Below are 21,006 nucleotides of genomic sequence, written 5' to 3' on the forward strand. Positions count from 1 at the left end.
TGTCAACCCGGGGAGTAAGTAACCTGGCGAATAATGCCCTCTTCCAGAGTATGTACTGCCAATGAGCAATGGGCCTGCTCAACCAGCGCACCGGCTTCGACTTCTGTGAGATGCTCTTCAAGGAAGTGGGCGGCAAGTCTGTGGTCATCTTCGGCAAACGGCGCGTCATAAAAATAGGCCAGGGCACTTAGTGGCGTGTCCGCGGAAAGTTGAACCGCAGTATGCAGCGACGTATCCACTGATTCTTCGCTGCAGTGAAACAGGGCGTCCAGATAGGCACGCAATTGCGGCCTCAGTGTAATAAACAGATGGTCATCAGGCTGCAACTTAGTACTGGGTTGAGGCGGGAGCACTTTTTTATCCCTGACCAACATCACGATGTTAACGCCCTCGGGTAGCGGTAGAGCTTGCAGAGTATAGCCGCAGGCGCGTGACCGCTCGCCCAATACAATTTCTACAATATCTGCGTTCACCCCGCCCAGCGAAGGTATTTCCAGAGGCTTAACGGGGCAGGCCGGAGGCAACTGGGTAAGTTTGAGTTTACGAGCAGCCCAGGGTAAGGTTGAGCCTTGCACGGTTGCTGACAGCAGTACCACAAAAAATACTACATTGAAGACCAGGCCAGCCTCATCTATCCCAAACAGTAAAGGAAAAATCGCCAGGATAATAGGGACAGAACCACGTAACCCCACCCAGGAAATCAGCGTTGTTTCGCGAGCGGAAAAACCGGTCAAGGCAAGCAGGGGGGCGACTGCCAAAGGGCGGGCGATAAACACCAGAATAATAGCTATTACCAGGCCTTCTGCCCATACATCAAGTAAAAGTGGTGGATTGACCAGCAATCCAAGCATCACAAACATGGCAATCTGGCTAAGCCACGCCAGCCCGTCCATAAACAAGAATGTGGCCTGCTGAAATACAAACCGACTATTGCCAATAATGACACCGGCTATAAATGTTGCCAGAAATCCACTGCCCCCCAGTGATGCCGCTGCGCCAAATGCGATAGCGCCACACACCGCAATTAGAACCGGATATAAACCGGCAGCGATAAGTTCAATACGGTTGATCATTTTGATGGCAACCCATCCAATAAAAAGCCCGGTGACGGCGCCGATACCCATTTGTTTAATAAATAGAAGGGCCATATCCGGGCCCAGGGTCATGTCTCCGGTAATAAGCTCTAATAAGCCGACCACCAGAAAAATAGCCATGGGATCATTCGACGCACTTTCAATTTCCAGGGTCGATTTGAGGCGTGGTTTTATATGAATACCAGCGCTTCGCAGAATAGAAAAAACAGCAGCAGCGTCGGTAGAGCCTACGATAGCGCCAAGTAAGAGCCCTACCAATAAGGGAATACCCAGAATATATGCAGCAGCTACCCCGGTGATACCGGCAGTAATCGCCACACCCGCGGTCGATAACAAAGATGCAGGTTTCCAGGCAAGCCTGATGGCCGACATAGAGGTTTGCAGCCCCCCATCAAAAAGTATGACAGCCAGCGCCAGCGTGCCTAACGCATGCGCTGTGGTGGCGTTATCAAACTGTATACCGCCAATCCCGGCTTCGCCAGCCAGCATGCCGACAATTAAAAATAACACCAGCATGGGTAAGCCGAGACGGGGTGATAGTTTACTGGACAGTATGCCGGCAAAAAGTAGTAAAGCGGCAATAAGGATTTCAAAATCGACAGCAAACATACACGATTCTCTAACTGGTAAGAAGCGACAAAAGATTAGCAATATGCCAGCGGCTAGACATACGTGCAGACAGCGGGGCAAGGCGATCCTGCAGCGTGATATTGCCATAAACAAACATGTATAAGCCTAACCGGGAATTTAGGTTTAACTGAATATAAGTTGACGCTGAAAGCAGCAACTCTCAGCGTGGTAAATCACCTGTCTTACCAGGCAGGAAACTACCCGGTAAGATTATTCTGCGCCGCTGATTATCTGTACCTGAGCGATATCAGTATCGCCTTTAACTGCTTTAAATAAGGCATCCTGTACCAGTGTACGCATGCCATCGTTCATAGCCTGGGACTTCATCGCTGCAACGCTGGATTCTTTGTAAATAAGCGAACGTAACTCTGGCGTCATACCCAATAGTTCGTGAACGCCGGTACGTCCGCGGTAGCCGGTACCGCCGCATTCATCACAGCCGGCACCTTTATACAGCATCAAAGGCTCGGGCAAATTAAGCTCATCGATGTGTTTATCACCGTACTGACGCCGAATAAACGCAATGTCTTCCTGACTGGCAGGATAGGTTTCTTTGCAGTTGCTACAAAGCGTCCGAATCAGGCGCTGAGCCAGTATACCTACACAGGCATCGGAAAAGTTCACCGGATCCAGGCCTAAATCAAGTAAGCGGGTTATGGTTTCAGGTGCTGAATTGGTATGCAGTGTGGATAACACCAGGTGACCCGTCAGGGAAGCTTCAATACCGGCATGGGCGGTTTCTTTGTCCCGCATCTCACCAATCAGAATGATATCCGGATCGGCCCGCAAGAATGCTCGCAGCGCGTTGGCAAAGGTAAAGCCAATTTTAGGGCTCACCTGAACCTGCTGTAGTCCGGCCTGGGTAATCTCTACCGGGTCTTCTGCTGTCCAGATTTTTTTATCCGGTGAATTCAGATAGCCTAAAACAGCGTGCAGGGTGGTGGTCTTACCGGAACCGGTTGGGCCCACTACCAGCAATATACCATGCGGCTTTTTGATCATAGTTTCCAGGCGCGCCATGTTGGCCGGAGCGAGGTTCATTTTATCAATTGGCATGGCGCCACCAGAGGCCAGTATACGCATTACTACACCTTCACCGGCGACAGTAGGAATAGTCGCTACCCTCACTTCAACGGGCTGGCCATTCATACCAAATGTAAGCTTGCCATCCTGAGGGACACGTTTTTCGGCGATATTCAGATTGGACATGATTTTGATTCGCGCTATCACTGCGCTATGGTGCCCGCGGGGGATCTGATTCATATCGCGACAGACGCCGTCGATACGCATACGCACACGGGTGGGGCCGGACTTTTCCGGATCCACGTGAATATCCGACGCATTTAGTCGTTTGGCATCTTGTAAAATGCGGCTGACCAAGCGAACTACTGCTGGTGCATCGTCCGACAACTCATCCGCTTGTTCATCATTCTCATCAGACGATGAGCCAATTTCATCCAGAATTTCACTCATCTCACCGGGCGCCGCGCCGCCACTACCTTCACCCAGATACTGAAGAATCTGGGTGGGCAGACCCACCGCAATGTCGTAGGCATCAATCCCCATGGCGCTTTCGATTTCCATGAGCAGGGCCGCATTGTTGGGTTCCGCCATTAGTACGATGGGATTATCGTGAACGTCGGCTATCACTGCCACTACGTTACGTTTCAGATAAGACAGATTCAGCTTACTGTCATTTTGATAAAGATGGTATTTGTCGGGTAGATATGGCAGATACGGCACCTGGTAGTGTATTGAAAGTGAATTGCCAATCTGGGCTTCTGACAACCGGGATTCGGTCATCAGGCGTTGTACGACATGACGGTGGTCCTGCGAGCTATCAAGTAACTCTTTAAGTGCGCGCTCTTCTATCAATCCCTGGTGCAACAAAGAGTCGAAAGGGTTGGCTGTACCACCGAGTTCGTAGCGAAATTTCTGGCCCAGAATTTCACAGACTTGTCTGGCCAGATCCAGGTCGGTATCGTCGAATGCGCCATTTTTTTTATTAATTATTTGCATTACACCCAGCAGCACGCCTGCATTGAGTATAGGCACACACAATATGTTGTGGGTTTTAAAGGAGCTGGACTTATCGAACTTATCCGCAAAGCGCAGGCGGGGATGAACACTGCCCAGTTCATTAGTGTCATAGGGATCGCTAATAAGAACAGGTAGCTGTGCCAGGGCAACATACCCGGCAATGGATAAGGGGCTGATAGGAACCTTGATTTCCGTGGTTTCCTTGCCGGTTTTAAAACGGGCAACCAAATCCTGATGTTGGCGACGACGCTGAAAAATACTCATGCGAGATGCATCAAATAACGATAATAGTATTTTTTCCAGTTCAGAATATGCGCCCATTAAGGTTGAGTGGTTACTCAGGGTTGTACTTATTTCATCCAGCTTATGCTGGTCACTGTTTATCATCATTACTAATCTGCTAACTGCGCCGTCGTTTTGTCGAATCATTGTACCTGCGTTAAGCAAAGCTCAGAGCAGGAATTCATTTACTAATAGAATTTGTCAGAATAATCTTCACCTTATACTTATCGGATGAACGCAGCAATCTTTTAGTCGACACTCAGTGCTAATGTACAGCCGTCTGCGCCACTAGCCGGGCCTCCCACAACCGGGCAAAGAAGCCGTTGGGAAACTGCGTTAAAGGTGCGTTTACTTGGTTTGCATTAGCAATGCATTTACACAGTGAATAAAAAGGAAGGCCGGGCTTGAACATTATTTGACAAAAACAGCCGCTGTTTACTTTTTCTGCGAATAGGGCTTGCAAATTAGTCTTATCTATATATAATGCGCGCCTCTGCCCAAGTAAGGGCAAAAAGTTTTAGCCGCAACCACACTGCTTTTAGGGTGGATGCCAAAGTAACGCGTTCCAATCCTTAGGGATGTCAAAACCTGTTGCTGGCGTGCTAGAAATAAGAACAGGGTTCCGATTTGGAACCACCGGTTTACGCACATCCTTTCTTTCCGTACCAAAAAGGGAAGAGAAAGGGTGAATTTTTTTGTTCTTTCGATTGGAGCTTAATCGATGCCAAATCAAAGAATTCGTATTCGTTTGAAAGCGTTTGATCACAAGTTGATCGATCAGTCTACGGCTGAAATCGTTGAAACGGCGAAACGTACTGGTGCTCAGGTCAGCGGTCCAATTCCTCTGCCTACTCGCAAAGAACGCTATACGGTGTTGACATCTCCTCACGTGAATAAAGACGCACGTGATCAATATGAGATTCGTACTCACAAGCGTTTGGTAGACATCATTGAGCCAACTGATAAAACAGTTGATGCTCTGATGCGTTTGGACTTGGCTGCCGGCGTTGATGTTCAAATCAGCCTGGGCTAACAAGAGAGGGTTATAACAATGGCGATTGGTCTAGTCGGTCGTAAAGTGGGTATGACTCGCATCTTCACTGAAGATGGCACATCTATCCCTGTGACTGTTATTGAAGCGACCCCAAACCGAGTTACTCAGTTACGCACTGATGATACTGACGGTTATCGCGCTCTTCAGGTTACTGCTGGAACCAAGAAAGCGAACCGCATCAACAAAGCTGAAGCAGGTCAATTTGCTAAAGCAGGTGTTGACGCCGGTCGCGGTTTCTGGGAATTCCGCCTGGGAGACAACGAAGGTGACGATATTGAAGTGGGCAGTGAAATCACTGTTGAAATCTTCAACGACACTAAAAAAATTGATGTAACAGGTACATCTAAAGGTAAAGGTTTTGCCGGTGCTATCAAACGTTGGAACTTTAGTTCACAACGTATGACACACGGTAACTCTTTGTCGCACCGTGCTCCTGGTTCAATTGGTCAAAACCAATCACCAGGTAAAGTTTTCAAAGGTAAGAAAATGGCTGGTCAGCTTGGTAACAAGCAAGTGACTACGCAATCTTTGGAAGTTGTACGTGTTGACCTGGAAAATAACCTGTTACTGGTTAAAGGTGCCGTACCTGGCGCAACTGGCAGCGACGTTATCGTCAAGCCAGCTGTTAAAGCGTAACGTCTGGGGAGTGAACTGATGGAATTAACATTGAAAGACGCGCAAAGCGCTCTTGAAGTATCCGAAGCGACCTTTGGACGTGAATTCAACGAATCTCTGGTACACCAGGTCGTTGTAGCTTACGGTGCAGGCGCTCGTCAGGGTACAAAAGCGCAAAAAACTCGCGCTGAAGTTCGTGGTGGCGGTAAGAAGCCATGGCGTCAAAAAGGTACTGGCCGTGCACGTGCCGGTACAATCCGCAGCCCAATTTGGGTTGGTGGTGGCCGCGCATTCGCTGCAAAGCCTCGTGACCATGAGCAAAAAGTTAACAAGAAAATGTACCGCGGTGCGATCAGAAGCATCTTGTCTGAACTGGTACGTCAGGACCGTTTGGTTGTGGTTGAAAAGTTCGGTGTAGACGCACCTAAGACAAAAGATCTTGTTGGCAAACTTAACGATCTGGAATTGAACGACGTTCTGATCGTGACTGCAGAAGTAGAAGAAAATCTGTTTCTTGCGGCACGTAACCTGTATAAGGTTGACGTTCGTGACGTAGCTGGTATCGACCCTGTAAGCCTGATTGCATTTGAAAAAGTGCTAATCACTGCTGATGCAGTTAAACAGCTTGAGGAGGCGTTAGTATGAATGAAGAACGTCTACTGAAGGTGCTTAAAGCACCTCACGTTTCAGAGAAGTCAACACTGGCTGCTGAAACCGGCAACACTGTTGTATTTAAAGTAGCGAAAGACGCAACTAAAGCTGAAGTAAGAGCAGCCGTTGAAAAGCTGTTTGAAGTTGAAGTTGAAGGTGTTCGCACTGTGAACGTTAAAGGTAAGACTAAGCGTCACGGTATGTCTTTCGGTAAACGCAGCGACTGGAAAAAAGCGTATGTTTCGCTTAAAGAAGGTCAGGACATCGACTTTGTCGGTGGCGCTGAGTAAGAAGGGGATTAGAAATGCCATTAATGAAAGCTAAGCCAACTTCTGCCGGTCGTCGTCACGTTGTTAAAGTAATTAACCACGACCTGCATAAGGGTGCGCCTTACGCACCTTTGCTGGAAAAAAACAGCAAGAATGGCGGTCGTAATAACAACGGTCGTATTACTGTACGTCACGTTGGTGGTGGTCATAAGCATCACTACCGTCTGATTGATTTCAAACGCAATAAAGATGGCATTCCAGCCACTGTAGAGCGTCTGGAATACGATCCTAACCGTTCCGCAAACATTGCTTTGGTTTTGTATGCAGACGGTGAGCGTCGTTACATGCTGGCTCCTAAAGGAATTAAAGCTGGTGACCAGGTTCAATCTGGCACACAGTCACCGATTAAAGCTGGTAATGCTATGCCTATGCGTAACATGCCGGTAGGTTCAGTTGTACACGCTATCGAGATGAAGCCTGGTAAAGGTGCACAGATTGCACGTTCTGCCGGCGCTTACGCTCAGATCCTGGCTCGTGAAGGTAACTATGTTACTTTGCGTCTGCGTTCTGGCGAAATGCGTAAGGTATTGTCTGATTGCCGCGCCACAATTGGCGAAGTTGGCAATGCAGAGCATATGCTACGTTCTCTGGGTAAAGCCGGTGCAACGCGCTGGCGCGGTGTCCGTCCTACTGTTCGTGGTGTTGCCATGAACCCGGTAGACCACCCACACGGTGGTGGTGAAGGACGTACTTCCGGTGGCCGTCACCCAGTATCACCTTGGGGTACTCCTACTAAAGGTAAGAAGACCCGAAGCAACAAGCGTACTGATAAACTTATCGTACGTCGTCGTAACAAGTAAAAGCGAGGATTCACCATGCCACGTTCTCTCAAGAAAGGTCCATTTATTGACCTTCACTTGCTGAAGAAGGTAGAGGCTGCAGTGGAAAAGAACGAGCGTAAACCAATTAAAACCTGGTCACGCCGTTCCATGATCATCCCAGATATGATTGGGTTGACCATTGCGGTCCATAACGGTCGCCAACATGTACCTGTCATTATTAGTGACGAAATGGTCGGCCATAAGTTGGGCGAATTCGCGCCAACGCGTACTTACCGCGGTCATATCGCGGATAAGAAAAGCAAACGTTAAGGGGTAGGAAAATGGAAGCATTAGCTAAACATCGTTTTGCCCGCACGTCGGCTCAAAAAGCACGCTTGGTTGCGGATCAGGTTCGCGGAATGCACGTTGAGAAAGCTCTTGAGCTTTTGACGTACAGCTCTAAGAAGAGCGCAGGATTAGTTAAGAAAGTACTTGAGTCTGCTATTGCAAATGCTGAGCATAATGACGGTGCCGATATTGACGAGCTGCGTATCGCTAAGATCTTCGTTGACGAAGGTCCAACAATGAAGCGTATCAAGCCACGTGCTAAAGGCCGTGCAGACCGTATCTTTAAGCGTAGCAGTCACATCACTGTGGTTGTAGCGGATAACTAGGAGTAGATAATGGGACAGAAGGTACATCCTACAGGTATACGCCTGGGTATCAGCAAACCATGGATTTCTACCTGGTACGCTAATACTTCAGACTATGCGGATAATCTGTACAACGATCATCAGGTACGTCAGTACCTGACAAAGAAACTGAAAAACGCTTCTCTTTCTAAAATTGTTATCGAGCGCCCGGCGAAGAGTGTACGTGTGACTATTCACACAGCACGCCCAGGTGTTGTTATCGGTAAGAAAGGCGAAGACGTAGAAAAGCTGCGTAACCACGTATCTAAGCTGGCCGGTGTGCCTGCTCAGATCAATATTGCTGAAGTACGCAAGCCAGAGCTAGATGGTCAGCTAGTTGCTGATAGCATCTCTAGTCAGCTTGAGCGCCGTGTTATGTTCCGTCGTGCGATGAAGCGCGCGGTACAAAATGCAATGCGCCTTGGTGCTAAAGGTATCAAAGTAGAAGTTAGTGGCCGTCTGGGCGGTGCAGAGATCGCACGTACAGAATGGTACCGCGAAGGTCGCGTTCCGCTGCACACATTCCGTGCAGACATCGATTATGCGACATCAGAAGCGTCTACTACTTACGGTATCATCGGCGTGAAAGTATGGATCTTCAAAGGTGAAGTTTTGGGCGGATTGCCTACAAACCATGAGCAGCCACCTGCTCAACCTAAGAAGAAAGGCCGCAGCGCTAAGCGAGAGGGCTAATCATGTTACAACCTAAGCGTACGAAATTTCGTAAACAGCATAAAGGTCGTAACCGTGGTCTTGCTGTTGCAGGTAGCAAAGTAAGCTTCGGTACATATGGCCTGAAAGCAACTGGTCGTGGTCGTATGACTGCGCGCCAAATCGAAGCAGCGCGTCGTGCTATGACTCGTCACGTTAAGCGTCAGGGTAAAATCTGGATTCGGGTTTTTCCTGATAAACCAATTACTGAGAAGCCGCTAGAGGTTCGTCAAGGTAAAGGTAAAGGTAACGTTGAGTACTGGGTATGCCAAATTCAACCTGGCCGTGTTCTGTATGAGATGGAAGGTGTTCCTGAGTCTCTGGCACGTGAGGCGTTTGAACTGGCAGCGGCAAAACTGCCATTTAAAACAACCTTTGTAACTCGGACGGTGATGTAATGAAAGCGACTGAACTGAGAGAGAAAAGCGTAGAAGAGCTGAATGCAGAGTTATTGAACCTGCTACGCGAACAGTTCAACCTGCGCATGCAGCACACAACCGGTCAGCTTGAAAAATCTGATCAGTTGAAAAAAGTGCGTCGTAACATCGCGCGTGTTAAAACCATTCTGACTCAAAAGGCTGATGCGTAATGACTGAGCAAAAAATTCGTACAGTACAAGGTCGTGTGGTTAGCAACAAGATGGATAAAACTATCACTGTTGTTGTTGAACGGTTCGTTAAGCATCCTATCTATGGGAAGTTCATGAAGCGTTCTACTAAACTTCACGCCCATGATGAAGACAACACTGCCAATGAAGGCGATACCGTGACTATTCGCGAGTGTCGTCCTCTGTCCAAGAACAAAACCTGGACGTTGGTTAGCGTTGTAGAAAAAGCGGGCGTTTAATCGCGCTGCTTTTGCAGAAACTAAAAAAGCCGCTCTCAGGAGCGGCTTTTTTGTGTCTGTTAGACTGGCACACTACCGTTGCTGCTCAAGGTACTCTGGCAAGACACGCAAAAAGAAATCTTATCTGTATAATACATATTAACTGCTATGTCCCACTATCAGGTTGCCCTTATCGCCTTGGGTCAACGTAAACAGGAGTGAACCGTGGAACAACACCGTTATCAAGAAACTGTTGCACAAACAGCACTACGATGGCTGTATAGCATCCTGCTGGTGTTGGCGGCGCCACTTGCTTACCTCAGTCTATTAAAACGAGGTGTCCGCAAACAGCGCCATGATAGTCGCCACTTCTTGTCGCGGTTTGGTTGCGTTGCCAGACCTGAGCAAACCGGCGGCTATTTTTTTCATTGTGTGTCTGTAGGTGAGGTTGTCGCCGCGTCCTGTCTGATTCGCCAGATCATGCAGCATGAGCCAACAGCTGCAATTAGTATCAGCACGACCACGCCCACAGGCTCAGCTCGGGTGCGCGCCATTTTTGGCAAAACAGTGCACCACTTTTATTTACCCTTTGATTTTCCATTTTCCATGCGCTGGATGCTGTCGCGTATTCGTCCCAAAGCGGTATGCATCACGGAAGTAGAGTTATGGCCTAATCTTATTCATGCCTGCTGGAAAAAGCAGATTCCTGTAATGGTTGTGAATGCACGTATGACTGATCGCTCTGCTAAGCGTTATGGGAAACTGCGCGGGCTGTTTTTGCCTATGCTGAAAAAATTATCCTGTGTATGTGCACAAGGGATGCGTGATTATAATAACTATCTGCATCTGGGAATGCCTGAAGGAAATCTGGTTCTGACCAACAATATAAAGTTCGATCAGGCAGTATCACTGGGCGATGAACTGAACGCTGAGTTCAATAATCTTGATCGTTCCACCCGGTTTATAATTGTAGCCGGAAGCACTCACGCACCTGAAGAGCAAACTTTGATTGCTGCTATTGACCAGTTGCAGCCCGGTCCGAGCACTGGCAGTCCGCTTCTCTTTCTGGTGCCCCGGCATCCTGAACGTTTTGATGAGGTTGCCGATCTTCTGGCCAGCAAACATAAGCGTTTTGTTCGCACGTCTACTAACGAGGCCTGTGATGATGAAACCGAGGTTGTGCTGTTGGATGAAATGGGCCGCCTGAATGAAGCTTACAGCTGCGCGAATGTTGCCTTTGTAGGTGGGTCGCTGGCAGACCGTGGCGGCCATAATGCGCTTGAGCCAGCCGCTTTTGGCATACCTATCATGATGGGGCCACACACTTACAATAATCCGGTTATTTGTGAGTATTTAGAAAGTAGCGGCGCTTTGCATGTAGTAGGCAATACGGCGGAGATCACACGTTGTATTCAACGGTGGATTGACAGGCCTGCGGAAGCATCAGAGGCCGGACAGGCCGCAAAGCAGGTCCTTGCTGAAAACAGCGGCGCGTTGGATAAGACATTATATTGTCTGCAAAAAATTACTAACTGATTGTAAAGTGAACCCAGCATTGGTGCACTGGTAAGACATGTTGCACCAATACTTTACTACTGGCCAGAGTGGTTATAAACAAAAATTTACAATAATTATATAAAACAATGATTTATAATCTTGGCTTGTTGTTTGCAAAATATTAGCCGTGGAATAGAGCAGGTAAAAAAATAACCATTCTGTTTTTCTTAATAAAACGCCGCCTTTCCATACCTCCAGGGAGACGCACCCTGTCACAAGACAGGGTGCATTTTTTTAAACAGGCTCATCCTCTGAACGAATAAGACTGATTAGGCGCCAGTCCGGTGCAACCTCTAAATCCTGCCCCAGTAAAATTACATGTGATCTATTTTCAGCATCAATGGCAATCAGCGGAATCACCCGATCTCCATACTGTTCTAAATAATCTTCATACGTGAATTCTTCAGTGATGCGGGTTGTCTTTACGACAGCGCCATGTGACACCGCAGTGGCCAGATAACCGTATGTAACGCCTTCATCAAACAGTGTTGTGCGTTTTGCGTATCTTTCCCCAACCTGATGACTAGGCCGTGCAGTTTGCTCATTAGTATTCAGGCCCCACACCTTGTCTTTGCCAAGCGTGTATTCGAAGTGATAGGCAATCACAGGGTTAAGCTGTTTGTAAGGGGACATTACCAGGACTCTGCCTAAACGATCCATATCCATGTGACGAGCAGCGTGGTCCGATGCCGGATTACCAAAATAAGCCGGTATTTCGAGCATTCTGGCTTCTCTGACAGCATCCCAGTTGGTATCTGCAATAGTAACCGGAATGTCCTGGGCAATCATTTCCTCAGCCATAAGCCGGCTGAATTTGCTGCCACCAAAAATTAAGAAACCATTGGGCGGCGGCGCACGCATCTTAAGTAGCGATGCCACTGGCTTGGCGGTCAGACTTTGGACCACAACGGTAGTAATAATCACCAGAAATACAATCGGTACAATAACACCGGCACCTTCATAGCCGATTTGTTCCAGTTTAAGCGAAAATAAGGCAGAGACGGCGGCTGCCACGATACCGCGGGGAGCGATCCAACTAATCAGCGCTATCTCGCGCCAGTTAAGCTGGGTGCCGATTGCCGAGATAACCACCGATAATGGTCTGGCTACAAACATGACTGCAAGCAGAACCAGCACGATACCCGATCCAACATTGGCGATTGCCTGAAACTCCAGACGGGTAGCAAGTAAAATAAACAGCCCGGAAATTAACAGTACGCTGAGGGTTTCCTTGAATTCTAGGATATCGTCGACGTCGACATTTTTCATGTTTGCCAGCACCATGCCCATAATGGTAACTGTCAGCAATCCTGACTCATGAGCAACATAGTTTGATGCAGCAAAGGCGCCCAGCACAATGGTCAGAACAGCAGTATTCTGAAGATAATGGGGGATCCATTTTTTACGCAGACAGTAACCCAGTGAGTAGCCGGCCAACAATCCCAGAACAATACCGATGCCGACGGTCTTGCCAAATGCCACCAGGGTGTGGGTAATCGCCTCTGCCTGAGAAGCCACGATATATTCAAAGACTAAAACAGCCAGTAGGGCACCGATTGGATCGATGATAATCCCTTCCCAGCGCAAGATGTTGGAAACGTTACTCTGGGGCCGTACAGTTCGAATCATGGGGATGATGACAGTCGGGCCTGTCACGGTAACGATCGCGCCAAACAAAAATGACAGCTGCCAGGATAAGCTTAATGCATAATGCGCGGCCAGCGTCGACACAATCCAGGTTACCAGCACGCCAATACTACAAAGGTTTCTGACCATATTGCTATGGCCGCGAATATCTTTGAAACGCAGCGTCAGTGCCCCTTCAAAGAGGATTATTGCGACTGACAACGATACCACTGGAAATAATAAATCGCCGAATAAATCATCTGCATTAAGCAGATTAAGTCCCGGGCCCACGAGAATCCCCACAAGAAGCAGCGGAAGTATGGCGGGCAAACGAATCTTATAGGCCAGAAACTGGCAGGCAATTGATAGCAGGCCAACACTGACTAGACTGATTAATGACTCTGACAAGGTAAATTCCCTTACAAATACAATGCGCTGTTAAGATTGCGCGAAGCGTGTTGAAGTTTTTATAGTTGATGCTTTGTACTGTTTTTAGCGCAAGACGGATGAGTCGAGGGGGAAACAGTTGTGATCCTCGTCTGCATACTGGCCGTCTTCATTTATCAGTCGCCACGAAGCAAAAGCGTTCATATTTTTGAGGTAGTAACGTCGATGAATCACAGCATTATCGCTGCAAGCATACTATTTGTATTACTTATCACAGTGGGAGCCGGCGGATGTGCCGCCTCTACCCCCCAATCTGCGCTAACGGTGACAATGGTTAAACATACACCGTTGCCCGATGAAATAAACGAAAGCTCAGGACTTTTTTGTACTAAAGATGGTGCGGTCACGGTAAATGATTCCGGCAATTCATCGACGTTATATTTTCTTAATGATCAGGGCACCATTAGCCGGCTTGAGGAATTATCGTTGCCCAATAAAGATATAGAGGCCATTACCGCCAACGATGATTTCTTTTTTATTGGCGATATCGGCAATAATCGCGGGCAGCGTAACTATGTCTCCATCCGGCAGGTAAACCGGCAGACCTATCAAAAAGAACAGTCATACCGACTAACATATGAAGGCAACAACCCTGCAGCAAACTTCCCTTACAACCATGATTACGATGCGGAAGCGCTGACTATAAAGAACAACAAACTGGTTATGTTTTCTAAAAGCTGGGAGAGTGACATCGCCCATGTTTATGAAATTGACGCCTCCCCAACCGCCCAGGTTCTCACACCGGTAGCCGACATCGATGGCTTGCCCGGGATTATTACCGGCGCAGACTGGGACGAGCACAATCAGCGCTATGTAGTCGTCGGTTACACCAGCAACCTGTTGGGCTTCCTGCGACCCTTTCTGGCGACATTAAGCGAGACCTACGCGGTTACCGGGATAAGCGAACTTGAAGATTTTGGTCAGGTTGAGGGCGTCTGTGTGGCAGCAAGCGGAGAAGTCTGGCTCACCCAGGAGGCCTCGCCGCTACAGGATGCCAGACTGATTCGCGTGAAACTACAGTAAATGCGGCACGAGCACATTGCCGCCCTGCAAGGGTTAAAGGCGGAAATGACTTACCTGTCTGGACAGGTTTTGCGCCACCAGATCCAACTGCTCACTGGCACTGACCAACTGAGATGCTGTCGCCAGATTGTCCTCATTGTTGTCACTAATCTCGTTTATATTTTTATTTATATCTTCTACCACAGATGATTGTTGCACTGTGGCGGTGGCAATCTGGGTGTTCATATCATTAATCTGTAGGGTACTCTGCGCGATGGTGGTAAGCAGCTCATCAATTTCCCGGGCGCTGTGAACGACTGCAGAGGTCTGCTCACGACTATTTTGCATCTGGCTCACAGCCTGTTCACTGTCTTTTTGAAAGCTGTCTATCTTCTGTTGGATTTCGTCGGTCGCCTCCGCAGCGCGCTGCGCCAGTGTGCGTACTTCATCGGCCACCACCGAAAAGCCCCGGCCATGATCGCCGGCTCTGGCAGCTTCTATAGCCGCATTCAAGGCCAGTAAATTGGTTTGTTCTGAAATACCTCTGATGGTATCCAAAATACTGCCAATAGCACAGGTATGCGTATTCAATGTTGAAATGGTATCAGCAACCTTGGCAATCTGATCTGCCAGGGCATCAATCTGAACAACCGTGTTTTTTGTCAGTGAATGTCCCTGATGTGTCGTTTGGGTTGAATGCTGAGCGTTATCAGCGGCTGACTGAGCGGAACGCGCTATTTCCTGTACAGAGCTTGCCATCTGTGTGACAGCGGTGGCGACCTGAACGGTGCGGTCGCGTTGGGTCTGGTTATTAGAACGGGTTATCCGCGTGCTTTCAGTAACCTGACCGGCGGCCAGGCGAACCTGTTCGCTATCAGTGACGATGGAGGAAATGGTCTGGTGCAGTGACTCAATGAATTGGTTGAATCCTTCCACCAGTCTGCGCATTTCTTTTTGTGGCGGTTTTGGCAACCGGCTGGTCAAATCGCCGTTACCACGGCCCAGACTCTGAAAAGCATCAGCCAGATGCTCTAGTGGGCGGGTAATCGAGGCTGCAAACAATACCCCGATTAGCGCAAAAATCGCGGCGACACCTAAAGACCAAATCAAAGATTCCTGGGTGGCGGTGTTTAGATCCGCATATAATTCATGCTCTGGTACCTGGGCCACCACATACCAGTTTGCACTGGGAATAAAGCTGGCGGCTAAGAGAAAACCGCCACGGCTGTGGTCAAACTCCGCCAGAGTAAAATTACTGTTGGTAAGAAGCTGATTGCTGGTCGCTTCGTTGGTCAGGCTAGCCAGCGTGCTGTTGCCAAGTTTATCTTCATCTGAATGCGCAATAACTGTACCTGATGCATCCGTTAGAAAGACTTTGCCGGTCTGGGCTACTCTGACCTGGTTCAGTATACCCACCAACTCATCAACCGATTTAGACACACCAGACATGCCGCGCCCATCAACTTGCTGGTAGTTAGCGTAAAGCTGGAATCCTCTGACCGGATCATTGTATAAGCTGTAAGATGTTTGCTGGCCACTGTCTTTATAAGCAAAAAACCAACCATCCATCTCATCATTTTTCAGCGTGCGCAAAAACCCTTCCTGATTCCAGTAATTGAATGTCTGCCGATCGGCAAAGGATGCCACGCTAAGATTATTGTAACTGGCCAGCGAATTTAAATAATTCACCATAGACTGTTCACCTTGCGCCGGGGCACCACTAGCAGACCATTTAAGAATGTCCGGGTTGGTGGCGATACTATGTGCCACGGCCGCCATCATACTGACTTCTTTATCCACACGGTTAGCCAGTCGTTTTACAATATTGGGCAGCTCTGAGTTTTCTACAGATGAACGGATAAGATCCCGGGTGAGTAATTGATTGACGATGCTCACCAGAATAGTGGTAGCCAGCACGGCAATGATAAGGAGAAAGATAAGTTTTTGTTTAATGCTGAAGATGCTTAATTTCATGTTATTACCACAACAATGCAGGCGCCGGGGTTGCTATAACGATACGACGACTATTAAGAGTGTTTGCTTATAACTATCGTTATCGACATCAGTTATCTTTAGTTGAGATAAAAACGGCGGTAGGTTTTGCGGTGGTCAAAAAAGAGGCGGTGAAAGGCGGGATGCATACTAAAACCCGCCGCGGGCGCGGCGGGTTAAGGTCAGATGCTTAGTTTTTCTCTTGCTCATCAGGCAGTGGAAAACCGCGGTCTCGCATCAACGCGTCGACTTTGGCATCGCGGCCCCGGAACTTGCGATAAGCCTCTGCCGGGTCCATGGCATTTCGCACAGAAAATAAGTACTTAACCAGCTTGTCAGCCATCTCCTCGTCGTAGAAGCCGCCTGGTGCTTCGGCAAACGCCTCGGCCGCATCTGCAGTAAGTACTTCGGCCCACATGTAGCCGTAGTAGGCCGCAGCATAGCCTTCGCTAGAGAAGATATGGCCAAAATGCGGACTGCGGTGGCGCATTACCACTTCTTCTGGCATGCCCAGCTTCTCAAGCTGTTCTTTTTCAAACTTATCTGGGTCGATATTTTCCGGATCCATGGTGTGATACTTCAGATCCATGATAGCGGAGGCCATATACTCTGTGGTCTTGAACCCCTCATTGAAGGTAGATGCACGTTTTATCTTCGCCACCAGGTCATCAGGAATTGGCTCGCCGGTTTTGTAGTGAACCAGATAGTTATCGATAACCTCATCAGTGGTTAGCCAGCGCTCCAGCAACTGTGACTGAAATTCCGTGTAGTCACGCACACCAGAGTGTGAGGTTGGGTAGGCTACATCGGCAGACAGGAAATGCAGGGCATGACCAAATTCATGGAAATAGGTTTCTGCATCATCCCATGAAATAAGTGTTGGCTCGCCCTCTGCGCCCTGTACAAAGTTAGAGTTGTTGGACGCCAGTACAGTTTGCTCACCATCAAAAGTGATGTAATCGCGGTAGGTAGTCGCCCACGCACCGGAGCGCTTCCCTTTGCGGGCAAACGGGTCAAGGTACCATAGACCAATATGCTCACCAGAGGTTTTGTCGGTCACTTCCCAGACTTTTACTTCAGGATTAAATACCGGCACTGTGCCTTCTTCGATGGGTGTGAACTCAAAGTTAAACAAACGGCCTGCTACATAAAACATCGCTTCCCGGAGCTTGCCTAACTGTAGATATTGTTTAACTTCGTTAGAATCCAGGTCGTATTTTGCTTTACGCACTTTTTCTGCGTAATAGCGGTAATCCCATGGCTTAATTGTGATGTCGTCGCCCTGCTCATCGGCGATAGCCTGCATATCAGCCACTTCTTCCTCAACCCGGGCGGTGGCCGCCGGCCATACCTTCATCATTAAATCCATGGCATTTTCAGGTGTTTTGGCCATTCGATCTTCTAACCGCCAGGAGGCATAGTTATCATAACCTAACAATTCAACGCGTTCGTCCCGCAACGTTAAAATTTGTTTGATGATTTCATTATTATCCTGAGCATCGTTATTGTCACCCCGGTTGTAATAGGTGCGCCATACTTTTTCGCGCAGCTCGCGCTCATCAGAATAGGTCAGAAACGGATCCATAGAGGAACGTGTATTGGTAATAGCGTACTCGCCATCACGACCTCGGGTTTTTGCTGCAGCTGCGGCGGCTTTAACAAATGATTCGGGCAGGCCGCTTAGCTCGTTTTCGTCAATGTAAGTGACATAACCTTCTTCATCAGCGAGAATGTTATTGGAAAATTGGGTATGTAGCTTGGCTAGTTCCTGATTGATTTGTGCATAGCGCTCTTTTTTCTCACCATCAAGGGTGGCGCCATTGCGTGCAAAGTTATTGTAGGTCAGCCAGGTGACACGCTGCTCTTCTTCAGTAAGATTGTCCAGTTCATCGCTTTCGTAAACTTCTTTAACCCGCTCGAAGAGTTTTGCGTTTTGTGTGATTTTGGTAAAAAACGCGGAGATTTTGGGCGACATTTCTGTCTGAATTTCGCGGAATTCAGGGCTCGATTTATTCGATCTCCAAATGCCCCAATAGGTGAAAACCCGTTCCAAAGGCTTACCCGCTCTTTCCATTGCTGCAATAGTATTTTCAAACGTGGGAGGATTCGGGTTGTTGGCAATCTGTTCAATCTCGGCAAGGTTCATTGCCATACCCTTTTCCAAGGCCGGTTTTAAATCTTCCAGCTGCATTTTATCGAACGCTGGCACCCCGCCATAAGGGCCTTGATATTGCTGTAATAAGACATTATCGAACTGGGGCTGTTCCGCTGCTACCTTATTGTCCATAGCGTCGGTGTCTGTCTGGCTACTACAGGCACTTAGCCCGAGTACCACTGCAGCCGCTGTCATCGAGGCTTTAAATTTTCCCATTTTTCTTCCTGTCGTTAATTATCATTGTGTAGGTTTTTTTATACTAGAGGATACCGTCAACAAGTTAAATAGGATCGCCCTGTCATCACCGCGCAAACCTGTAAATTCATCGGTTTTCCCTCATGTCATTACGGTGTTACAGGGCGTCACAAATTCGTAACCAAAAAGTCCTTGAGCATAGAGGGCATGTGGGATTAGACTGCGCCTGATTTTTAGCCAGTAGCGGGCAGAGGAGAAGGCAAATGGTTGAATTGATGATGCACAGTGCGCCGGTTGTCATAGCGATTTTGTCTTTCTGGTCCAGCACTGAAAGAAAGTTGCTGTTTTTGAACCTGGGGTTGTGTATTACCATCGCTTCGCTGATGGCTTTTCAGCATGCCTGGGCTGGCGCGCTGGTCATGACTGTTGCAGGATGTAGTACCACTTACCGGCTGGTGACAAATAAATTAGTGAAGCAAAAACTCACAGTCCTGTTAATCGTGATGATGTCCCTGCTGATAGGTTATATTAACCTGAAAACAGGCAAAACCAGCTGGCTTGAGATAATGCCGCTGATAACCTTTATCCTGTATCGTTTTGGTGAACTGCATTGTAGAGAAGCAGGACTGCGATTGTGCATGATCAGCGGATCTGTGGTCTTTGCCGCTTACGCAATCATCAATCAGACCTGGGGCGTGGCGATCACCGAGTTGCTTTTCGCGCTATCTAACAGCTGGTTTTATGTTCAGCTTATGCGTCGCTCACGCCGGGTGGTGGTTTAACTGTCAGGCAAACACCACGGTTTTATTGCGGTGGATAATAACGCGGTCTTCCAGATGATAGCGTACCCCGTGAGCCAGTGCGGTGACTTCACAGTCTTTGCCTTTGCGAACCATATCCAGCGCGTTGTCACTGTGACTGATGCGTTTGACGCTTTGCTCAATGATGGGGCCTTCATCTAAGTCCTGAGTGACATAGTGGCAAGTGGCACCAATGAGTTTTACACCACGATCATACGCCTGCTGATAGGGACGCGCGCCGGCAAAGGACGGCAGGAAGCTGTGATGGATATTGATGGCTTTACCGTCCAGAGCCTGACACATCGTTTGAGGCAAAATCTGCATAAATCGGGCAAGCACTGTTAAATCTATCTGGTAATCACTAAGCAACGTTTGAATTTGCGCAAAGGCCGCCTCTTTGCCCAGCGCCTTAAAATCAATCCAGTGAAAAGGTACCTGATACCAGTCAGCAAACTCCTGCATCTGGGGGTGATTAGAAATGACGCAGGGAATATCGCAATAAAGCTCGCCGGTGTGCCAGCGGTGAAGCAAATCCACCAGACAATGTGATTCTACACTGCCCAGTAAGGCCACCCGCTGGCGTTGAATAGAATCACTGAGCTTCCATTGCATTTGATATTCATTAGCCAGCGGCGTAAAGGCCTCAACAAACTCATCATAGCTAAGCTTCAGATTGGCGGTACCAATTTCATGTCGCATAAAAAAGCGGCCGGTTTGCAGATCGGTATGATGGCTGGCTTCGACAATGGTAGCCCCGTAGTCGGCCAGAAATTGCGAGACGCTGGCCACCAGGCCAATTTGATCGGGGCAGTCAATAACCAGTCTGAATGTTTGTTTCATGATGACGTAAATATCTAAATGTTGGTTTCTTTTTACTCATGCCTGAGGCGGATGTAAAGGACTGTTGATATTATTCGTCCAGCAGGCCTTGTCTTAGCCGCTCTCTTACCGAGAGATTAGGAAGCAATGGCCAGCTGTGACGAATCGGATAGTGGACACCTTGCGGATGGCTGAAAGATTCAAATAAGTGAAACTGATCAAAGCTGGCTTCAATGTCGGGTGTAAACAGTGGCGGTGGTAGCATCGATGTGGCTTTACGCACCAGCGTCACGTGGGGGCGATAGGGCTGATTGTCCACCTCAACGCCGGCACGCCGGGCCGCTTTGCGCACCTGGCGAGCTAGCTCAACAAGCGCGTCGTCAGGTTCTTCAGGGGCCGCCTGTAAGATTTTGGGGCCGTCCCAAATCCCCGTGGTATTCAGGCGTAAGGAAAATGGTTGACCCTTAACGGTTTCCATTTCCCGCATAACTGCTTCATGCTGACGAGGTGTTATAGTGCCCAGAAACGCCAATGTAATGTGCAGATTAACAGTGGGGACGGCTACCGGTTCTGCAGTCTTTGCCGGCTTGGCGCCGCGTTTGGCTGGTGCTTTTTCTTTTACCTCCGGCAGCGCTTTTTTACGCCAGGCTTCAAGCGCCAGTTTTGTGGCCGGGGGCAAATCCAGCCCGATAAAACACCGCATTGTCATTGCTTACTCCTTCTCATTTG

At 48.5% G+C, this 21,006-nt stretch carries 21 protein-coding genes; 14 read left to right on the top strand and 7 right to left on the bottom strand.

Annotated elements, in window-relative coordinates:
- Nucleotides 1–2: 2 nt before the first annotated feature.
- The gene (locus F458_RS0105770; protein ID WP_018982440.1) at nt 3–1,703 is read right to left on the bottom strand and encodes a potassium/proton antiporter; all 1,701 of its coding nucleotides are present in this window, start codon (nt 1,701–1,703) and stop codon (nt 3–5) included.
- A gap of 231 nt (nt 1,704–1,934) precedes the next feature.
- Nucleotides 1,935–4,151, bottom strand: a complete 2,217-nt coding sequence (locus F458_RS0105780; RefSeq protein WP_156824193.1) for a GspE/PulE family protein — start codon at nt 4,149–4,151, stop codon at nt 1,935–1,937.
- A gap of 616 nt (nt 4,152–4,767) precedes the next feature.
- Between F458_RS0105780 and rpsJ the strand changes: the two genes are divergently transcribed.
- The 12 genes from rpsJ (at nt 4,768) to F458_RS0105840 (ending at nt 11,220) form a co-directional block, all read left to right on the top strand.
- Complete coding sequence (rpsJ, locus tag F458_RS0105785) at nt 4,768–5,079, top strand: 30S ribosomal protein S10 (protein WP_006012796.1); 312 nt, start codon at nt 4,768–4,770, stop codon at nt 5,077–5,079.
- 18 nt (nt 5,080–5,097) lie between these two features.
- The gene (rplC, locus tag F458_RS0105790) at nt 5,098–5,736 is read left to right on the top strand and encodes a 50S ribosomal protein L3 (RefSeq protein WP_018982443.1); all 639 of its coding nucleotides are present in this window, start codon (nt 5,098–5,100) and stop codon (nt 5,734–5,736) included.
- An 18-nt stretch (nt 5,737–5,754) separates the two neighbouring features.
- Nucleotides 5,755–6,360 carry a 50S ribosomal protein L4 gene (rplD, locus tag F458_RS0105795; protein WP_018982444.1) on the top strand — a complete coding sequence of 202 codons (606 nt, stop codon included), beginning with the start codon at nt 5,755–5,757 and terminating at the stop codon, nt 6,358–6,360.
- Nucleotides 6,357–6,656 carry a 50S ribosomal protein L23 gene (gene rplW / locus F458_RS0105800; RefSeq protein ID WP_018982445.1) on the top strand — a complete coding sequence of 100 codons (300 nt, stop codon included), beginning with the start codon at nt 6,357–6,359 and terminating at the stop codon, nt 6,654–6,656. The genes rplD and rplW overlap by 4 nt, the downstream gene beginning before the upstream one ends.
- A 14-nt stretch (nt 6,657–6,670) precedes the next feature.
- Entirely contained in the window at nt 6,671–7,495 is an 825-nt protein-coding gene (gene rplB / locus F458_RS0105805; protein WP_018982446.1) for a 50S ribosomal protein L2, read from the top strand.
- Between the two features lie 15 nt (nt 7,496–7,510).
- Nucleotides 7,511–7,786 carry a 30S ribosomal protein S19 gene (gene rpsS, locus F458_RS0105810; RefSeq protein ID WP_018982447.1) on the top strand — a complete coding sequence of 92 codons (276 nt, stop codon included), beginning with the start codon at nt 7,511–7,513 and terminating at the stop codon, nt 7,784–7,786.
- An 11-nt stretch (nt 7,787–7,797) separates the two neighbouring features.
- Complete coding sequence (gene rplV, locus F458_RS0105815; RefSeq protein WP_018982448.1) at nt 7,798–8,130, top strand: 50S ribosomal protein L22; 333 nt, start codon at nt 7,798–7,800, stop codon at nt 8,128–8,130.
- 9 nt (nt 8,131–8,139) lie between these two features.
- Nucleotides 8,140–8,841 carry a 30S ribosomal protein S3 gene (gene rpsC, locus F458_RS0105820; protein ID WP_018982449.1) on the top strand — a complete coding sequence of 234 codons (702 nt, stop codon included), beginning with the start codon at nt 8,140–8,142 and terminating at the stop codon, nt 8,839–8,841.
- A 2-nt stretch (nt 8,842–8,843) separates the two neighbouring features.
- Nucleotides 8,844–9,257: a 50S ribosomal protein L16 gene (gene rplP, locus F458_RS0105825; RefSeq protein ID WP_018982450.1), complete on the top strand. Its 414-nt coding sequence runs from the start codon at nt 8,844–8,846 to the stop codon at nt 9,255–9,257.
- Nucleotides 9,257–9,448 (top strand): 50S ribosomal protein L29, encoded by a 192-nt coding sequence (gene rpmC, locus F458_RS0105830; protein ID WP_018982451.1) that lies wholly within the window; start codon nt 9,257–9,259, stop codon nt 9,446–9,448. The genes rplP and rpmC overlap by 1 nt, the downstream gene beginning before the upstream one ends.
- Nucleotides 9,448–9,705, top strand: coding sequence for a 30S ribosomal protein S17 (gene rpsQ / locus F458_RS0105835; protein ID WP_018982452.1), 258 nt, complete (start codon nt 9,448–9,450; stop codon nt 9,703–9,705). The genes rpmC and rpsQ overlap by 1 nt, the downstream gene beginning before the upstream one ends.
- A gap of 204 nt (nt 9,706–9,909) precedes the next feature.
- Nucleotides 9,910–11,220 carry a 3-deoxy-D-manno-octulosonic acid transferase gene (locus F458_RS0105840; RefSeq protein ID WP_018982453.1) on the top strand — a complete coding sequence of 437 codons (1,311 nt, stop codon included), beginning with the start codon at nt 9,910–9,912 and terminating at the stop codon, nt 11,218–11,220.
- A gap of 255 nt (nt 11,221–11,475) precedes the next feature.
- On the opposite strand, the gene F458_RS0105845 is transcribed toward F458_RS0105840, so the two are convergent.
- Entirely contained in the window at nt 11,476–13,275 is a 1,800-nt protein-coding gene (locus tag F458_RS0105845) for a cation:proton antiporter (protein ID WP_018982454.1), read from the bottom strand.
- A gap of 204 nt (nt 13,276–13,479) precedes the next feature.
- On the opposite strand from F458_RS0105845, the gene F458_RS0105850 reads away from it, so the two are divergent.
- Complete coding sequence (locus tag F458_RS0105850) at nt 13,480–14,337, top strand: hypothetical protein (RefSeq protein WP_018982455.1); 858 nt, start codon at nt 13,480–13,482, stop codon at nt 14,335–14,337.
- A gap of 33 nt (nt 14,338–14,370) precedes the next feature.
- Here the strand turns inward: F458_RS0105850 and F458_RS0105855 are convergent, their stop codons facing one another.
- Both F458_RS0105855 and F458_RS0105865 read right to left on the bottom strand, forming a co-directional pair.
- A complete protein-coding gene (locus F458_RS0105855; protein WP_018982456.1) occupies nt 14,371–16,290 on the bottom strand; it encodes a methyl-accepting chemotaxis protein in 1,920 nt (639 codons plus the stop codon).
- Between the two features lie 208 nt (nt 16,291–16,498).
- Nucleotides 16,499–18,679: a M3 family metallopeptidase gene (locus tag F458_RS0105865; RefSeq protein ID WP_018982458.1), complete on the bottom strand. Its 2,181-nt coding sequence runs from the start codon at nt 18,677–18,679 to the stop codon at nt 16,499–16,501.
- A gap of 242 nt (nt 18,680–18,921) precedes the next feature.
- On the opposite strand from F458_RS0105865, the gene F458_RS0105870 reads away from it, so the two are divergent.
- Nucleotides 18,922–19,440, top strand: a complete 519-nt coding sequence (locus F458_RS0105870) for a YgjV family protein (protein ID WP_018982459.1) — start codon at nt 18,922–18,924, stop codon at nt 19,438–19,440.
- Nucleotides 19,441–19,443: 3 nt separating this feature from the next.
- Here F458_RS0105870 and purU read toward each other — a convergent pair whose 3' ends face one another.
- Together purU and thpR are read right to left on the bottom strand one after the other, a co-directional pair.
- Nucleotides 19,444–20,298: a formyltetrahydrofolate deformylase gene (gene purU / locus F458_RS0105875; RefSeq protein ID WP_018982460.1), complete on the bottom strand. Its 855-nt coding sequence runs from the start codon at nt 20,296–20,298 to the stop codon at nt 19,444–19,446.
- A gap of 70 nt (nt 20,299–20,368) precedes the next feature.
- Entirely contained in the window at nt 20,369–20,986 is a 618-nt protein-coding gene (gene thpR / locus F458_RS0105880) for an RNA 2',3'-cyclic phosphodiesterase (RefSeq protein WP_018982461.1), read from the bottom strand.
- Between the last annotated feature and the right edge of the window lie 20 nt (nt 20,987–21,006).

The organism is Salinimonas chungwhensis DSM 16280, from assembly GCF_000378185.1.
In the GTDB taxonomy this organism is placed as follows: Bacteria; Pseudomonadota; Gammaproteobacteria; order Enterobacterales; family Alteromonadaceae; genus Alteromonas; species Alteromonas chungwhensis.

Coding starts and splice junctions, on each gene's coding strand:
- F458_RS0105770 (WP_018982440.1), bottom strand. CDS start 1,703: ATGTTTGCTGTCGATTTTGAAATCCTTATTGCCGCTTTACTACTTTTT.
- F458_RS0105780 (WP_156824193.1), bottom strand. CDS start 4,151: ATGATAAACAGTGACCAGCATAAGCTGGATGAAATAAGTACAACCCTG.
- rpsJ (WP_006012796.1), top strand. CDS start 4,768: ATGCCAAATCAAAGAATTCGTATTCGTTTGAAAGCGTTTGATCACAAG.
- rplC (WP_018982443.1), top strand. CDS start 5,098: ATGGCGATTGGTCTAGTCGGTCGTAAAGTGGGTATGACTCGCATCTTC.
- rplD (WP_018982444.1), top strand. CDS start 5,755: ATGGAATTAACATTGAAAGACGCGCAAAGCGCTCTTGAAGTATCCGAA.
- rplW (WP_018982445.1), top strand. CDS start 6,357: ATGAATGAAGAACGTCTACTGAAGGTGCTTAAAGCACCTCACGTTTCA.
- rplB (WP_018982446.1), top strand. CDS start 6,671: ATGCCATTAATGAAAGCTAAGCCAACTTCTGCCGGTCGTCGTCACGTT.
- rpsS (WP_018982447.1), top strand. CDS start 7,511: ATGCCACGTTCTCTCAAGAAAGGTCCATTTATTGACCTTCACTTGCTG.
- rplV (WP_018982448.1), top strand. CDS start 7,798: ATGGAAGCATTAGCTAAACATCGTTTTGCCCGCACGTCGGCTCAAAAA.
- rpsC (WP_018982449.1), top strand. CDS start 8,140: ATGGGACAGAAGGTACATCCTACAGGTATACGCCTGGGTATCAGCAAA.
- rplP (WP_018982450.1), top strand. CDS start 8,844: ATGTTACAACCTAAGCGTACGAAATTTCGTAAACAGCATAAAGGTCGT.
- rpmC (WP_018982451.1), top strand. CDS start 9,257: ATGAAAGCGACTGAACTGAGAGAGAAAAGCGTAGAAGAGCTGAATGCA.
- rpsQ (WP_018982452.1), top strand. CDS start 9,448: ATGACTGAGCAAAAAATTCGTACAGTACAAGGTCGTGTGGTTAGCAAC.
- F458_RS0105850 (WP_018982455.1), top strand. CDS start 13,480: ATGAATCACAGCATTATCGCTGCAAGCATACTATTTGTATTACTTATC.
- F458_RS0105855 (WP_018982456.1), bottom strand. CDS start 16,290: ATGAAATTAAGCATCTTCAGCATTAAACAAAAACTTATCTTTCTCCTT.
- F458_RS0105865 (WP_018982458.1), bottom strand. CDS start 18,679: ATGGGAAAATTTAAAGCCTCGATGACAGCGGCTGCAGTGGTACTCGGG.
- F458_RS0105870 (WP_018982459.1), top strand. CDS start 18,922: ATGGTTGAATTGATGATGCACAGTGCGCCGGTTGTCATAGCGATTTTG.
- purU (WP_018982460.1), bottom strand. CDS start 20,298: ATGAAACAAACATTCAGACTGGTTATTGACTGCCCCGATCAAATTGGC.
- thpR (WP_018982461.1), bottom strand. CDS start 20,986: ATGACAATGCGGTGTTTTATCGGGCTGGATTTGCCCCCGGCCACAAAA.